At 42.0% G+C, this 16292-nt stretch carries 15 protein-coding genes and 1 riboswitch; of the genes, 11 read left to right on the top strand and 4 right to left on the bottom strand.

All coding sequences use genetic code 11. From position 1 onward, the window contains the following. Positions 1-16: 16 nt before the first annotated feature. Complete coding sequence (locus ACQKNS_RS23030) at positions 17-1348, bottom strand: TrkH family potassium uptake protein (protein WP_427645606.1); 1332 nt, start codon at positions 1346-1348, stop codon at positions 17-19. Between the two features lie 174 nt (positions 1349-1522). Then, a riboswitch (cyclic di-AMP (ydaO/yuaA leader) is annotated at positions 1523-1665 on the bottom strand. A gap of 330 nt (positions 1666-1995) precedes the next feature. On the opposite strand from ACQKNS_RS23030, the gene ACQKNS_RS23025 reads away from it, so the two are divergent. Next, positions 1996-2187: a hypothetical protein gene (locus tag ACQKNS_RS23025; protein WP_076370632.1), complete on the top strand. Its 192-nt coding sequence runs from the start codon at positions 1996-1998 to the stop codon at positions 2185-2187. A 180-nt stretch (positions 2188-2367) separates the two neighbouring features. Here the strand turns inward: ACQKNS_RS23025 and ACQKNS_RS23020 are convergent, their stop codons facing one another. Then, entirely contained in the window at positions 2368-2967 is a 600-nt protein-coding gene (locus ACQKNS_RS23020; protein WP_427645604.1) for a TetR/AcrR family transcriptional regulator C-terminal domain-containing protein, read from the bottom strand. 118 nt (positions 2968-3085) lie between these two features. Here ACQKNS_RS23020 and ACQKNS_RS23015 point away from each other — a divergent pair, with 118 nt between their 5' ends. From ACQKNS_RS23015 to ACQKNS_RS22995, 5 genes are all read left to right on the top strand, one after another. Then, entirely contained in the window at positions 3086-3811 is a 726-nt protein-coding gene (locus ACQKNS_RS23015; protein WP_427645602.1) for an ABC transporter ATP-binding protein, read from the top strand. Further along, complete coding sequence (locus ACQKNS_RS23010; protein ID WP_427645600.1) at positions 3808-4824, top strand: ABC transporter permease; 1017 nt, start codon at positions 3808-3810, stop codon at positions 4822-4824. Before ACQKNS_RS23015 ends, ACQKNS_RS23010 begins: the two co-directional genes overlap by 4 nt. A gap of 186 nt (positions 4825-5010) precedes the next feature. Further along, a complete protein-coding gene (locus ACQKNS_RS23005; protein WP_427645598.1) occupies positions 5011-5619 on the top strand; it encodes a VanZ family protein in 609 nt (202 codons plus the stop codon). Positions 5620-5660: 41 nt separating this feature from the next. Further along, positions 5661-7127, top strand: coding sequence for an aminoacyl-histidine dipeptidase (locus tag ACQKNS_RS23000; RefSeq protein ID WP_427645596.1), 1467 nt, complete (start codon positions 5661-5663; stop codon positions 7125-7127). An 885-nt stretch (positions 7128-8012) separates the two neighbouring features. Further along, positions 8013-8711, top strand: coding sequence for a GntR family transcriptional regulator (locus ACQKNS_RS22995; RefSeq protein ID WP_427645594.1), 699 nt, complete (start codon positions 8013-8015; stop codon positions 8709-8711). A gap of 62 nt (positions 8712-8773) precedes the next feature. Here ACQKNS_RS22995 and ACQKNS_RS22990 read toward each other — a convergent pair whose 3' ends face one another. Beyond that, a complete protein-coding gene (locus ACQKNS_RS22990; protein WP_427645592.1) occupies positions 8774-9361 on the bottom strand; it encodes a TetR/AcrR family transcriptional regulator in 588 nt (195 codons plus the stop codon). Positions 9362-9527: 166 nt separating this feature from the next. On the opposite strand from ACQKNS_RS22990, the gene ACQKNS_RS22985 reads away from it, so the two are divergent. Further along, entirely contained in the window at positions 9528-10445 is a 918-nt protein-coding gene (locus ACQKNS_RS22985; RefSeq protein ID WP_427645590.1) for an ATP-binding cassette domain-containing protein, read from the top strand. Further along, the gene (locus ACQKNS_RS22980) at positions 10445-12049 is read left to right on the top strand and encodes an ABC transporter permease (RefSeq protein ID WP_427645588.1); all 1605 of its coding nucleotides are present in this window, start codon (positions 10445-10447) and stop codon (positions 12047-12049) included. The genes ACQKNS_RS22985 and ACQKNS_RS22980 overlap by 1 nt, the downstream gene beginning before the upstream one ends. Before the next feature lie 81 nt (positions 12050-12130). Here ACQKNS_RS22980 and ACQKNS_RS22975 read toward each other — a convergent pair whose 3' ends face one another. Next, positions 12131-12880: a sulfite exporter TauE/SafE family protein gene (locus tag ACQKNS_RS22975; RefSeq protein WP_427645587.1), complete on the bottom strand. Its 750-nt coding sequence runs from the start codon at positions 12878-12880 to the stop codon at positions 12131-12133. Between the two features lie 931 nt (positions 12881-13811). On the opposite strand from ACQKNS_RS22975, the gene ACQKNS_RS22970 reads away from it, so the two are divergent. The 3 genes from ACQKNS_RS22970 (at position 13812) to ACQKNS_RS22960 (ending at position 16279) form a co-directional block, all read left to right on the top strand. Continuing rightward, positions 13812-15224 (top strand): LysM peptidoglycan-binding domain-containing protein, encoded by a 1413-nt coding sequence (locus ACQKNS_RS22970; protein WP_427645728.1) that lies wholly within the window; start codon positions 13812-13814, stop codon positions 15222-15224. A gap of 268 nt (positions 15225-15492) precedes the next feature. Continuing rightward, the gene (locus ACQKNS_RS22965; RefSeq protein ID WP_427645585.1) at positions 15493-15870 is read left to right on the top strand and encodes a PhzF family phenazine biosynthesis protein; all 378 of its coding nucleotides are present in this window, start codon (positions 15493-15495) and stop codon (positions 15868-15870) included. After that, the gene (locus tag ACQKNS_RS22960) at positions 15818-16279 is read left to right on the top strand and encodes a PhzF family phenazine biosynthesis protein (protein WP_427645584.1); all 462 of its coding nucleotides are present in this window, start codon (positions 15818-15820) and stop codon (positions 16277-16279) included. Before ACQKNS_RS22965 ends, ACQKNS_RS22960 begins: the two co-directional genes overlap by 53 nt. Positions 16280-16292 lie beyond the last annotated feature (13 nt).

Here is a 16292-nt window from a genome sequence, read left to right as displayed (position 1 = left end):
ACTCCTTCATTTATGTTTAACCAATCATGATTTTCCCTTTTGGACGTCGGAACGGATCTGGTTTGCGCCTCATGGCGATGGCAAAGGCCAAAGTCAAAGGACCCACACGGCCAGCAAACATCGTGAAAATGATGAGCATCCGGCCAACCGGTGATAATTCGGGGGTCAAACCCATTGAGAGTCCCACGGTGGCGAATGCTGAAGTGGCTTCAAATAAAATCATCAAGAAGTCAGTTCCGCTTTCAGTGATGGTCAGCAGGATGGAGATGAATGAAACCATGAATACGCCAATGAATGTAACGGACAATGCTTTATAGATCGTTTCACTCACGATGCGGTGCCGGAATAATACCACATCACCCTTTCCTTTAATCTGTGACCAAACTGTTCCGACAAGCGTTGCCAATGTAGTCGTTTTAATCCCGCCGCCAGTCGATCCGGGTGAAGCTCCGACGAACATCAAGAAAATGATGAGCAGTAATGTAGGCTGAGTTAAATCAGGGATATTCAGCGTATTGGAGCCTGCCGTCCTTGGTGATACCGATTGAAATAATGATGACAGCATTTTACCCATGAAAGATAAAGGCTGTAATGTCTTGGCATTGCCGAACTCGAATAAAAAGATTAAAATTGCGCCGGCAATCGTAAGTGCCAAGCTAGTCGTCAGAACAACCTTCGTATGTATGGATAAACGATGGGTATCACGGTATTCGTATAGTTCATTCATCACGATAAAACCTATTCCGCCAAACGTGATGAGGAAGACGACCGTAAGGGTTACGAAAGGGTCCGATACATAAGGGGTCAAACTCTTGAATTCCCCCATTAAATCAAAGCCCGCATTATTGAAATTCGATATGGAATGAAAAACCCCGTAATAGATTGCTTTGCCGATCGGCATGTCAAAAGAAAAGCGAATCGATAGAATAAGGGCACCCATGCCTTCAATGATGGCCGTGAAAATTAAAAGCCGTTTCACTAACCTGACTACACCTGCCATGGATAGATTATTTAAGGATTCCTGCAAGAGTAACCTGCCTTTTAAAGAAATCTTTTTGCCTAAAAGGAAAAAGAAAAATGTCGCAAATGACATGAACCCTAAACCGCCTACCTGAATCAGTGTTAAGATGACCAACTCACCAAAAGTGGTAAAGGTCGTTCCTGTATCCACTACGACCAGTCCAGTTACACATGTAGCGGAAGTCGAGGTGAATAAAGCATCCAGAAAAGAAAGACCATTGCCATTTTCAGTGGAAATCGGCAGGGTTAATAAATAGGCCCCAATAAGTATCAGGATGGCAAAGCCTAGTACAAGTATTTTTGGCGGATCCAATAAATTTTTTGTCATTCTCAAATGATCATCCCTACCTATAAAATAATTGTGTGAAACTGTACTGTATTTTAATCATCAATCTGCTTTCAGAATCTTTTTAAAGGCATAATAAAAAGACCAGCGAAAACAACGAACAGTTATTTTGCCACAAAAAGCGTGCAAAAAAACTCCCGAAATAGGCGGTCTTAAGACCTCCTTCGCTTTAGCCGACGAAGTTAGCTGACGGGTAGGATGGCGAAAGAGCTGATCTCATCCCTTCTGCAATGCAGAATTAACCCCAATTGATTGGGTCCTCCGTACTCAATTCCCTTGAGTTTAGGCCGAAATGCATTAAATTGATAAACGTATTCTACTCCCATCATTTAGCAGTTGTAAACCCCTAAATCGTAAAAAAATATGTCTTTAACAAGACTGAAAATTTACGTTTCATTTACATTTTAAAAACGTATTGACAAATATTAGTTAGCACATTATGATAGGTTCGATTAAACGATTATGATAGCCGGCACCGATGTACTTTATTCAATACTTTCAAGCAGAACACGCTATTGCCAATCAAAAATTGTAATATATATATTATATTTCTTTTGTAAATGATAAAGGAAAAAGCATTGCATTCGTATTTAAAGATTCAAGACATTTTACTAAAAAGGCGGGCAATTATGGAGAAAACGTTCAACAGATATGTTATTAATGCTACAGGCAAGGGTGGCCAGACATATTTAACACAATGCCAGGATAAAGATGCACTAAGGAAATGGATAGCCGATCATGAGGATCAAATCATCATGGATGAGTTAAGGATAACGGATAAGAAAAAGAATCCGTTTTTAAAATTGTTTTCCCTAAGGTAAATCAACTAAATTCCCTACATCATTAGCGGTATTCAATTATGAAATCCCTGTGTTCTATCCGGGAACGCTGAGCGAAAAATCCATATCTTGTTTTGCTTTTAAACTCATTTATTTAAAATGAGTTTTTTTGCTATGGAAATCCGTGGGTAATATAGGAGCCGAGGCCAAGAGTAATCCGGTTCATTGTAAGAATGTGCGCAATTGGCTGATGAAGTTCAAGATTTGGAAATGGATTTTCGCCATTTCTTCCGCCGTTTGCTCTTCACAATTCTCCAGCCACTCCTGTATCACCCCTAAAATCGCCGATGTCAGGAAGGCGTGCATATACATGCGGAACGCTTCATTTTCAGCTGCTGGATGCTGGCTGATCAAACGCTCCAACAGTACTTCACCGAATACGCGCTTTATTTTTTTGGCAAAAGAAGGATCGCCCTGATCGCCTAGAATGGCCCTCAAAGCGTGGGCATGTTCACTGATGAATTGAAAAATCGCTACGAATGGCGGGTAAAGCTGCTGTTGATGAAGAGCCATGAAAGCCTCTTTCGGCAATATGGCAGTAATGCGAGTTTGAAGTTCATTTAACAATTCCTGCTGTAAGTGATCCATCAATTCATATTTATCTGTGTAATGCAAATAGAATGTGCCCCGATTGATGTTGGCGCGCTCTGCAATTTTCTTCACTGATACATGTGAGAACCCCTCTGCTTCAACGAGTGCAATGAAATGATGTTGTATCTGCATCTTCGTCTTTTGTACCATATCCTCATGAATCGATGCCATGGAATGTCTCCTTCACTGAACATTTTTCCAAATGTGTTGATTGTATTAGACCAAATCCTACCTTAGAATGATGATACACTCAACACCGTGTTAATTAAAGAGGGAGGATGTGTGTACATTGAAAAACGCGATTTCCATTGAAGGAATTGCCAAAGGTTTTCATCAGAAAAAGGTCATTCAGCCATTGAGCCTGAATATTGAAAAAAGCGGAATTTTTGGCTTGCTGGGTCCATCCGGATGCGGAAAGACGACCTTGATTAAAATGATTGTCGGATTGATTAAGCCCGATGCGGGGAAAGTCACGGTTCTGGATCATGAAGTGCCAAATGAAGCACTGTTAATGGATGTCGGCTATATGGCACAGGCCGATGCTTTATATACAGAACTGACGGGAGCTGAAAATCTCGAATTTTTTGCGAAGCTATACCATTTTTCGAAAAAGGAACGAAGTGAACGGATTCAATATGCAGCTGAAATCGTACAGTTGACGAATGATTTGAATGTTCGGGTTGCGCATTATTCCGGGGGAATGAAACGCCGTCTGTCACTGGCGGTTGCACTCATCCAAAATCCGGCGATTCTCATTTTGGATGAACCGACAGTGGGAATAGACCCTTTGCTGAAACAATCGATTTGGCAGGAACTTGAGCGTTTAAGTAATGAAGATCATAAGACGATCATCATCACGACGCATGTGATGGATGAAGCGGAACGATGCGATAAACTGGCGATGCTGCGTGAAGGTGAAATCATCGCAGCAGGAACCCCCGCAGCTTTAAAAACACAATTTGCCGCGGATACGCTTGATGATGTTTTTTTAAGGATTGGAGGTGGCCTAAAATGAGAATGGCCTCTCTAGTTACACGAATTACCCAGCAGTTGCGCAGGGACCGAAGGACACTCGCTTTATTTTTCCTGGCTCCATTGCTCATTTTGACGCTCATGTATTTTATTTTCGATACAGAAGCAAGTGAGTTGAAACTCGTTGTGACAGGCAGTGATGAGACCATGGTCAACGCATTGAAACAAGCGGATTTTCAAGTAACGGCTGCTGAGGAATTCTCACAGGAAAAAATGATTGAGACTGATTCGGATGGCTGGCTGCATGTTGAAAATGGCAAAAAAAACCTGACACTATTGAACGACGAACCATCACGTGCAAAGGCCGTTCAAATGCAAATGATGCATGCTTTGCAAGGGAATGGAAAAAACACTCCTTCAATGGAGGAGCAATATGTATACGGGGATGCCGACACAAAGAGTTTTGATACTTTCAGTCCGATGCTCGTCAGCTTTTTCGTTTTCTTCTTTGTATTTTTAATAGCGGGGATCGCGCTTTTGAAAGAGCGTACAAGTGGTACATTGGAACGGCTGCTTGCCACCCCGATTAAAAGATACGAAATCGTAGCGGGCTATGTGATCGGATATGGCTTATTTGCTCTCTTTCAAACCATAATTGTCGTCCTATATGCTGTCAATGTATTGGATATCGTCCTTGTTGGCTCCATTTGGCTTGTTTTACTGACGAATATACTGGTGGCGCTCGTTGCATTATCGCTTGGTACATTACTATCGAGTTTCGCGACATCTGAATTCCAAATGGTGCAATTCATTCCGCTGGTCATCGTGCCGCAAGTCTTCTTTACAGGGATTTTCCCATTGGATGGCATGTCAGAATGGCTGCAAAAAATCGGCAAGATCATGCCTCTCTATTACGCCTCGGATGCGATGAACGGCATTATGTACAAAGGGTTCACATTCAATGAGGTATTACTGGATCTCCTCATTCTCCTTGCATTTGCGGCCGTTTTTATCACGATTAATATTATTAGTTTAAAAAGGTACCGTGCCCTATGAATGGATCATAAAACAAAAAAGCAGGATTCCCGGAACATGGGGAGCCTGCTTTTTTGTTTTACCGGAAGAAGGCCGACTCGCTGGTTTTCTCCCGACAGGTTACTGGAGCTTATTGACGGGTTCCTAAAGTTGTCCTAGGATATAAGCATATGCAATGATCTGGTAAGAAATAGAAGGGGGAGTTATATGTCTCCAAAAACGGTCATGCTTTCCCTTTTGCTGTCGCAAGCATTGTTTTTGTGCGGTTTGCCTTTTTTCCTTCAGCTCCGGTTATATTTGAATCCTTTGGTAATCATCGTTGTCTGGTTTTGTATTCTTTTTTTCGTTTCGTTTGCAGCTCTTTTACTTCGAGGTGAAACGGTCCGAATTCCTCGTCTTTTGTGGCAGGCAGTATGGTTTGGCTACAGTTTATCATTATTGGTTTTGCTGTTCTTTCGACCGGAAGGGCAGGTATATTCGTATAATTTGATTCCTTTTAGTACGATTCTTTCATATTTATCGAACGATATGAACGGGCTTGTGTCATTTTATAACCTTAGCGCCAATGTGGGGCTGTTCATTCCATTCGGGCTGTATTTGTTATCCAGGGAAGGGAAAGAGCCCTCCGCTAAAAGGAAATTTTTTTATCCATTACTATCGATTTCGGGGATCGAAATCTGTCAGTTTGTTTTTCGGCGCGGAAGTTTGGATGTCGATGACCTTATCCTGAATATGATGGGTGTTTATCTGGGGTACGTTCTGTATCCATTGTTCTCGAGGGTGGCAGTGTTTCGGTCTGGTAAAGTAAAGGGATGAGAGGCAGTCCAAATATTTTTAAATGAAAGGATGTTTTTTTCATGTATAGCACGTTAGAAGAATTATCGAGCCATCCAGTGTTTCATTATTTTGCAGCAATTTCCAAAATCCCGAGAGGATCGTCTAATGAAAAAGCGATCAGTGACTATCTGGTTCACTTCGCCAAGGATAGGAACCTGGAGGTGATCCAGGATGAAGCACTGAATGTCATCATCAAAAAGCCTGCCACAATTGGATTTGAAAATGCACCTGCCGTCATTATCCAGGGGCATATGGATATGGTTTGCGAAAAGAACAAGGGTACGCTTCATGATTTCGAGAAAGATCCGCTTCAATTAAGGATTGTGGGAGACATGTTGTATGCGACGGATACAACACTGGGGGCGGATAATGGAATTGCTGTTGCGTATGCATTGGCATTATTGGACGCAAATGATATTCCGCACCCCTCTCTGGAAGTAGTCATAACGACTGAAGAAGAAACGACAATGAACGGTGCACTTGCCGTGGATCCAGCTCACTTCAAGGGGAAAATGATGATCAATATCGATTCGGAGGAAGATGGAAAGCTGCTGGTCAGCTCTGCAGGAGGAATACGCGTTCGGCAGATCTTGCCAATCGTATGGGAATCGGCTTCTAGTAGTGATGCTGTATCTTATAATATCAGGATTAAAGGGTTGAAGGGCGGACATTCCGGTATGTCCATCCATAAGGAAAGAGGGAACTCCAATAAACTTTTGGGCAGAGTATTACATGAATTAACGACAGACTTCCCTTGCTGCATACAGCAAATGAACGGGGGCCTGAAAGGGAATGCAATTCCTCGTGAAGCAGAGGCAACAGTACTGATTCATGCAGAAGATGTTCAAAAGATAACGGAGAGGCTCCAGCAATGGGAAAATACGTTTAAAAATGAACTGCAATCTTCCGACCCTGAGGTATCGATCAAGTTTGAAAAGATCGAAACGGTTTCTTCAAACGTTTTTTCCAAAGAGACAGTGACAAAGGCCATTACCTCCTTACTGGTAATCCCGCATGGCGTTCAAGGAATGAGCATGGGAATAGAAGGATTAGTGGAAAGTTCGACGAATCTAGGGGTCGTTACAACAAATGAAGCGGAAATGGTATTCGAAAGTGAAATCAGGAGTTCGGTCAAAAGCATCAAATATCATATGGTCACGCAAGCGAAGGCGATTGCCGGCTTGCTTGGGTGCGAGCTATTGGTTGACGCGGATTATCCAGAGTGGCCCTATAATCCTGATTCGAAACTCAAGAAATTATTTGAAGAGACCTACAAAGAAAAATATCATGAAAATATTGAAATCATCGCTGTGCATGCAGGGATCGAATGTGGGGTATTCATCGATAAGATACCAGGGTTGGATACTGTTTCGATCGGACCGGATATGTTTTCCGTACATACACCTGAAGAACACTTAAGCATCCCTTCGACCATGAACAACTGGGAATACTTTGTTTACACATTAAAGAGGATGAAGGATTTATAAAATAACTGCATGTCTGGGCAACTGCAAAGTGATATTCAATAGATTTGGAGACGTCCTATCGTTAATCGATAGGATGTCTCTTTTTTTTAGGGGAGACAGTAGGCGGAAAGGGGGCGGGTTTCTGGAAATCAATTGGAATGTTTTTGAGGTTTAGTGAATCTGATCGTTGATTTCCACTCCAGGTACTCGCTTTCCGCGGGCGGTCCGGGAGCCTCCTCGGCGTCGCCTGCGGGGTCTCCCTTGGCCACGCTTTTCCCGCAGGAGTCTCGTACCTTACGTTCCAATCAACTGAGACGTTTAATAAAAACTGCAGGCTGGTCTATTCCAAACCAAGTTTTAGACTAGATTATCCTTGATGTTTTTTTCCTGTAATCCTGATTGGATGGAAGAAATATGCGACACTCCTGCCGAATAACTGGCTAGCCGAGACCCCACAGGCGTTCGCGCCGAGGAGGCTTGGCAGACAGTCGGCGGAAAGGGAGCGGATTTCTGAAATCATCCTGGAATGTTTTCTTGAAAAAAACTGCAGGCAAACGCGATTCTTCGAATTTGTCTAAAAACAAGACTAGATTATCCTTGATGTTTTTTTCCTGTAATCCTGATTGGATTGAAGAAATACGCGACACTCCTGCCGAATAACTGGCTACCGGGACCACACATGGCTCGCTTTGATGCGGCTTGGCAGACAGTCGGCGGAAAGGTAGCGAATTTCTGAAATCACTGAAACGTTAAATGAAAACTGGCTTTTCTCCTAACTTGTCTATAGTCTGAAAGAAACAGAGGTTTCTTTACAATCGTAATAAAATAAACTATTGTAAAGAAAACCTATCATTCAGTCTAGAGTATTGTTCTAATCATTATGTATAGAGGAAGGTAAATGGAAATATGGGTGTAAAGTATAGAATGGTCGTAGAACAAATGGAGAAAGAAATAGTAGAAGGAAAATATACATTAAATACGAAGTTGCCTACTGAAGAAGAGTTGATGAAGAGGTTCGATGTCAGCAGGAATACCATTAGAAAAGCGATCAATATATTGGTTGAGCAGGGTTATATTTATCAAGTGCAAGGAAGCGGCATATTCCTAAGGGAATTTACCAGACCGGGCTGCATTTCGATGAGGGATATGAATGGCTTAACCAAAGTGTTTCCGAATGATGAAATGAAAAGTAAAGTATTGAAGTTAGAATTAATAGAAGCTGATGAAAAATTGGCCAAACAAATGAAATGCCAGGTGAACACCAAAATCTATAACCTCAAACGGGTTAGATACTTAAATGGTGAACCCATTGTAATAGAAGAGTCCTTTTTCAATAAAGACATCATCCCCATCATAAATAAAGAAATCGCAAATGGTTCCATTTATGAATATATTGTCGAGGATTTGAAGTTGAATATCGGGTTTGCAGATAAAATCATTTCGTGTGAAAAACTAAATGATGATGATGCCAAGCTTTTGGACTTGCAGCCAGGAGATCCGACCTTAATAGTGGAAAGTACGGTCTTTTTAAAAGCGGGAGCCGTTTTTGATTTATCAATCGAGAAGTATAATTATACTTCAGCCAAACTGTTAACATTGACTTAAAAAGGTGGTGTGAATTGGAGTTATCGATTCACACCGTTTTTTTTTAATTCCGCTGTTATGGTTCATTTCTCGTTTTTCCCCACTATCCCATAAAACAAAATCTTCATAATATCTTCAGTCAAAGGCAGGATGCTTCGATAAACCTCTTCCCGTTGGATATATTCATTCAACGCTTTTATATAAAATAAAATCGCTTCATTTGATAAATTTGGATCAACATACCCTTGTTCCTTCCCTTGGTTAAACAGATCAATAAAGCGTGGCAGGGCCTTTTCTGTATATATTTTCTCCATATAATTGACCCCGGAAGTATATTCCCTCATTAAATATTGATAAAAATCTTCATGAATGTGTTTCGCAGTTTCGTTCTTCGTGAACATGAGCCGCTTTATTTTTTCAGGGAAAGCAATGTTGCTGGCAAGTATTTGTTCAAATTCATTCAAGGCCTTATTTGTATAATGAATAAAAACCTCATGAATCAAGTTATGTTTACTTTCGAAGTAATTATATATCGTTACTTGAGATACATTTGCTTTTTTGGCTATTTCCCCAATAGAAATCTTTTGGACACCATACTCCATGAATAAAGCTAAGGCAGCCTCTAGTATATTCAGTTTTTTTTGCTCCCTGCGGCGTTGAAATCCGTCCATTTATTTCACCTCAACTTTAGTTTAATTAAAAATATGTAATAGAACAATAAAATAAGTTCATAAACTATTGTCAGGAATTGTTATTTTGTATATTATGTACTAAATCATTTAAAATATTTCATAATTTCTTTCGTATTTAAGCCAATGAGGAAGAGGTGGATGAGGAATGTCAGTTTTGAAAACAACGGATTTAACGAAAAAGTTTGGAAAGTTTACCGCGTTAAATGGGGTGAACATTGAAGTGAATAAAGGTGAGGTGTTTGGATTCATCGGTCCTAATGGTGCTGGAAAATCAACAACGATCCGTGTGTTGCTCGGGATTTTAAAAGCGACGGATGGGGAAGCAAAGATTTTTGGCATGGATGCATGGAAAGATGCCGTTGAAATTCACAAGCGGATCGCGTATGTTCCAGGAGATGTGAACCTATGGCCGAACTTAACTGGCGGGGAAGTTATTGACCTATTTGTTGAATTACGCGGGGCAAACAATAAAAGCAGACGTGAAGAACTTATAAAAATGTTCGATTTGGATCCTTCCAAGAAATGCGGGACATATTCAAAAGGGAATCGGCAAAAGGTTGCTTTGATTGCTGCTTTCTCATCTGATGCCGACCTTTATATATTGGATGAACCAACATCAGGTTTAGATCCATTGATGGAAAGAGTTTTCCAGGAATGTGTGATGGATGCGAAAAATAAAGGAAAAAGCATATTACTTTCCAGTCACATTCTTTCTGAAGTGGAAAGATTATGCGATAAAGTGGGCATCATTCGGCAAGGACAAATAATTGAAACAGGAACATTGGATGAGTTGCGTCATTTAACGAGAACAAGCTTGCTTGTCGAAACGAAGCAACCTATTCCTGCTTTAGGGAATGTAATCGGTGTCCGGGATATCGTGAAGAAGGATCAAGCATTTTCCTTCCAAGTGGATACAAATGAATTGGATAATGTCATGAAGTATATAAGCCAGTTTGGAATTGTGAAATTGGAAAGCGCGCCGCCTGCATTGGAGGATTTATTCATGAGCCATTATGAAGGCGAAAGGAAGAATTCTGATAATGGGGCGGGAGGTGCGTTATAATGGCGAACCAGTCCTATCATAATACAGGAAGGCTCTCAAGGTTCATCATACGGCAAGATCGGATTCGGATCCCTGTTTGGATCATTTCCCTATCTGTCCTTTCATTTATGATTGCAATGGCATTCACCGATCTGTATCCGACTGGGCTAGAAAGGCAAACCATTGCAGAAACGATGAGGAATCCTGCAATGACAGCGATGGTGGGGAAAGGCTACGGGCTGGATGACTATACAAACGGAGCGATGATGGCGCATCAAATGTTACTCTTAACCGCTATGGCCGTGGGGATAATGAGTATATTACTTGTTACGCGCCATACACGCGCAGATGAAGAGGACGGCCGCATCGAAATGATCCGTTCTTTGCCGGCTGGCCGGTTGGCTAATTTATTTGCAACCATTTCCGTATCGTTCGGAACGAATGCATTGATCGCGATAATAACGGGTTTCGGATTGTATGCTCTGGGAATTGAAAGCATGGATTTGGAAGGATCCCTTATGTATGGAGCAGTTTTAGGGGCAACAGGTATTTTCTTTTCGGCGATAACGGCATTATTTGCCCAGCTTACGGAGAGTGCGCGAGGTACGATTGGTTATTCCATCACTGTATTGCTTCTCTCCTATCTTATTCGGGCGATTGGGGACGTTAGCAATGAAACCCTTTCCTGGTTCTCTCCATTGGGGTTGGTTTTAGGTTCAGAAGTATATGTGAATAATTATTGGTGGCCAATCATTTTAACGATCGGTGCTGCAATCACCTTGGTTGTCCTAGCTCTATATTTGAATGCCATCCGAGATTTGGAAGCTGGATTCATACCGGCTAAGCCAGGCAGGAAATATGCTTCAGCGTTTTTAAAAAGTCCGCTTGGCCTTGCGCTTAGGCTTCAGCGTACAGGGTTAATTGCGTGGGCAGCAGGGATGTTCATTTTGGGAGCATCTTACGGTTCCGTTTTAGGTGATTTGGAATCCTTTTTTGCAAAAAATGAAATGATGGCCGAACTATTGACGCCCGTTGAAGGCTATTCGCTGACAGAGCAATTTTTGACGATGTTGATGTCAGTCATCTCCATGATTTGCACCATTCCGCCTTTAATGGCGATGTTAAAGCTTAAAGGGGAAGAAAAAAAGAATCATACTGAACATTTACTGAGCTGCGCTGTATCACGTACAAGGCTTATGGGCAGCTATCTTATCATCTCTGCCATGGCCGGTTTTCTCATGATTACGCTTGCTGCAATCGGTCTTTGGGCAGTCGGGAATTCGGTGATGGATGAAGGGATTGCTTTCGGCACTTTATATACCGCGGCAATGGTCTACCTGCCTGCGATGTGGATCATGATTGGTCTCGCTGTTCTGTTTATTGGCTTTGCACCGAAATTATCTGGCTTGACTTGGCTTTACTTGACATACTCAATCTTAGTCGTTTATTTAGGCGGAATGATTCAATTCCCGGACTGGATGGGTAAACTAACACCATTTGGCCATATTCCGAAAATTCCTGTTGAAGATATGGACTTCATCAAAGGATCCATACTTACCATCATGGCCATGGTATTACTTGCTGTTGGCTTTATCGGATATAACAAACGGGATATCCGGGGTTGACGGTTCAACTATGATTCTATTAATCCTGCAAAAAGCCTGATTTCTCGATGTTTCAATGAGAAATCAGGCTTTTATTGGCATTCAGCCATGGGGCAGCAATAATAGTGCACCTAGCGCAATGATGATAAAGAATAAATAGCTTTCGAATTTCTTCGCAGGAATTCGCTTATTCATGAAGATACCGAGACCTGTCGCCAGTAATATGGCTGGAATGGAATAAACGTAGAGAATTAATGAATCGGCTGTCCAAAGTCCGCCTAGCGCATGCCCTGTCACGACAAGGATTCCGGATATAAGAAAATGGGCTTGCAATGTTCCGCGGAATCGATCCGGACTCCATCTTCTTAAAGTTCCATAGACGACGACCGGCACTCCGTTAAAGTTATATGCGCTGCCAAGGACTCCAGACGCAAAACCGAACGGAAATACCCAGCCTTTCGAGGTGAGTAACGGTTTATCCACAGCCTGGAAAAGTTTTTGCTTAAGAAGGGAGTATCCCCCATATGCCATCAAAAAAACACCGAGTGCAGAAGTAATGATCATCGAAGGTGCGTAATGGAGCAAAGCGAGGCCGGCTGGTATGCCGATGAGTGTTGCAAGCGCGAGCCTGATTAAAACCGGACGTTCGATATGACGCCATCCGCTAACGACGGTCAGTGAGGCAACGGTAAGACCTGCCAGCCCAATCAGGGAAACCGAAGTATTAAGCGGAATGTGAAGTAAGGCAAGCAGGGGCATGCTGACAATCGCTTCACCGAACCCGAACATCGTCCGCATCAAGGCGCCGATAAAGACTGCACCTACCACCAATAGGATGCTGGTGATCGTCATTATGTAACCTCCTGAAGAGAAAATTCAACCTTCTCTAATTATACCATACCAATTGGATTTTAGTTTGGTGGAACCTTGTTTTAAAACAGGTTATTTCAGGGATATATTGCTCTTTTCCGCGTATTAGACGTGCGCTTCAATGGAGAGGTACACACCCTTGGTTTTTATTGCTTAGGAGTCGAAAATGAGGCTCGAAAGCGGGCGTATATCTCGAGTTGTTGATTTAGTTTGTTACTGGCCATGCTTTTTAGGGAAGCACTTTTAATTTAAAGAAAAAGCCATAGCCTTTCATTGGATCCGAACCAGGAAAGGCTATGATTGCGTTCACCTTTTATCAAGTTTGGCAGATAGATAATTTCCTGCGAATTGGACGGATTGAACAATGACAATAAGAAGGAAAACGGCTGTTATCATGATGTCAGTTTGAAAACTATTATATAATCAAAAATTATTCATTTATTTTTCTTCTATTTTAATTTTAAGTAAAAATAACTCATTGTAATAGAGGTCTATTAAGATTCCAAAATAAATTAAGCATGAAAGATAGGAAGATAAAAGTTTGAGGTCTTCCCTTGTATTTCGCATGGTTTGCTACGCCTACCTCTCAATTTCCCCTTCAATGATCACCAGCTTTGCATGTAACATCTTTTTGTCGTACTGATAGATTGTATTCAGCTTCTACACGGTCAACGTTATATGTACGGTTTAGGCAATGTCCCTGTCTTTGGGATTTGTTTACCTTTTTTCCTCTACCGTAATCATTCTCTGTTTTTCTCACATAAAGAATCCGGGCTCACATTGGGAAACAAAAATGATACGCAATACGAGCGAAAAAACTAAGAATACTGGAATGTTGAACGCAAAAAACATATTAGGGCTATCTGGGGAATAAAATGAAGGGAATATTTTGAAGGAAAGCGGGGCAGTGCATGTGAAAATCCATGTGGTGAATAGGGGGGATTCTTTGTGGGGAATTTCCCAGCAGTATGGTGTCAGTATCAACCGGATTGTTCGGATCAATGGCCTTGAAAATCCAGATAAGCTGGTGATTGGCCTAGCTCTTTTGATTCCTGAACCTTATCTTCAGTACAGGGTTCAGCAAGGGGATACTCTAAATAATATCGCAAATCAGTTTGGAATTACGGTACAGGAAATCATGCAATCGAATCGCATCACAAATCCTTCCGCCATCTATCCAGGGCAGAGACTAACCATCCCGGTTATCTATCATACCGTAAGGGAACGGGATACCCTTTATGATATAGCAAGACGTTATGGAACGACAGTTCAGGCCATTATGCAGATGAATCGGATTACAGATCCGTCCAATATCCATATCGGACGGATCATAAGGATTCCCCAGAAACCAAAGCCGATCATCGAAGTAAATGGTTTTACAAACGTTTACGGGCAAGCCGGTGCGGAGCAGGTACGTGAAGTAGCCCACCATTTGACTTACGTAAGTCCATTTGGTTATAGAATGAGGAAAGATGGCAGCTTAGAGGCCATAGATGACACCCCGACGATACGGGCGGCACAGTCGACTGGCGTCATACCCATGATGTGCATAACGAATTTTTCCGCGACGGAAGCGGGAACTCAGCTTGCACATACGATACTTTCGGATTTGAATTTAGTGGAAACATTATTAACCAACGTCATAAAAACGATGAAAGATAAAGGGTATCGTGGATTGAATATCGATTTTGAAAGTGTAGCACCAGAGGACCGTGAGTTCTATAATCGCTTTCTCCAAAGAGCAGTGGATCGATTGCATCCTGAGGGCTACTTTGTGTCATCCTCCCTTGCCCCAAAGACTAGCGGCAATCAAAAGGGAGCATTGGTTGAGGCACATGATTATCCAGTTCACGGACGGCTGCTCGACTTCGTGGTGCTGATGACATATGAATGGGGTTACCGAAAAGGGCCGCCGCAGGCAATCTCCCCCATTAATGAAATAAAGCGTGTCCTTGACTATGCCGTAACGGTGATACCAACAAATAAAATCTTCATAGGATTTCAAATTTATGCACGGGACTGGCTTATTCCTCATGAAGAGGGGCAGGAAGCAGAGACTTTCGACATGCAGGAAGCCATCAGACGCGCCGTCCAATATAATGCGGAAATAAAATATGACGAGACAGCCCAATCACCTTATTATAGATACAAAGATAATCAGGGACGCACACATGAAGTTTGGTTTGAGGACGCACGCAGTGCTAAAGCAAAATTCGACCTGGTGAAGATTTACAAGTCAAGGGGTCTCAGTTATTGGGTACTTGGTTATCCTTTTCCCCAGAATTGGGAACTGCTTGGGGATACATTTATTGTACGGAAACTATAGGGTGTTTTGTTACCGCAAGGTGGATCACATCATTGATATAGTGATGGGCAGCTTTTTTATAAAGCTGTCCATTTTAGTGATTTCGATTTAATAACAACGTTAAAAATCGTTTGGAATCTGAGTCGATAAACGGCCTTAATCGAGGACGCCTCGCTTTCATTTTAATGAGAACTCTTTAATAAACAAGGGAATGGTCATTCAAAAAAGGAAAAGGGCTCCTCATTGTGGAATTAGGAGACTAGAATATTACTTACCGGAGGAACATTTAATGGAATTAACCATCATTAATACGTTTACAGATCAACCTTTTAAAGGAAACCCTGCAGCTGTCTGTTTTCTTACCGGGGGAAGTGACAGCGAGTGGATGCAGCGAATGGCTAAAGAGATTAATATGCCGGTCACTGCGTTCATTCACCTTCATAAAGCTGAATGGCATCTGCGTTGGTTCACACCTTCCATTGAAATCCCGATTTGTGGACATGGGACGCTGGCAAGCGCTTTCTTTTTGTGGGGGAAAGGATACGTGCCAAAGGGATCGGCCGATAGTCTATCAGACGAAAAGCGGGCTTCTCACTGCAAGATTCGTTCATGGAATGGTGCAATTGGAGTTCCCATCATTAATCGAGCGGGAGACTGCTGTCCCTGAATTACTGATAAAAGCTTTAAGTGTTGTGCCTGCGTATGTTGGACAAAACAAATGGGATTATCTAGTCGAAGTACAATCAGAGGAAATTGTAAGGAATATAAAGCCGGATATAGATTCCATTGCCCAATTGCCGATTCGTGGTGTCATTGTAACGAGTCGATCGGATAGCGGTGAATATGATTTCGTTTCACGTTTCTTTTCCCCTGCCCAAGGTCTTGACGAAGATCATGTAACGGGCTCGGCCCATTGTTGCCTGGGACCATATTGGAAAAGAAAGCTGGACAAAAGTATTTTTATAGCCTATCAGGCATCGGAAAGAGGAGGACGATTGAAGGTTGAAGTAATGGAAGACACAGTTAAACTTTCCGGCCATGCTGTCACAATATTCGAAGGGAGCTTAAACATTTAATGCAGGGGGAGGA

Origin of the sequence: Peribacillus sp. NPDC094092 (assembly GCF_050279365.1) — a bacterium.
Taxonomy (GTDB): Bacteria; Bacillota; Bacilli; order Bacillales; family DSM-1321; genus Peribacillus.
This window is presented reverse-complemented; position numbering and strand designations above follow the sequence as displayed.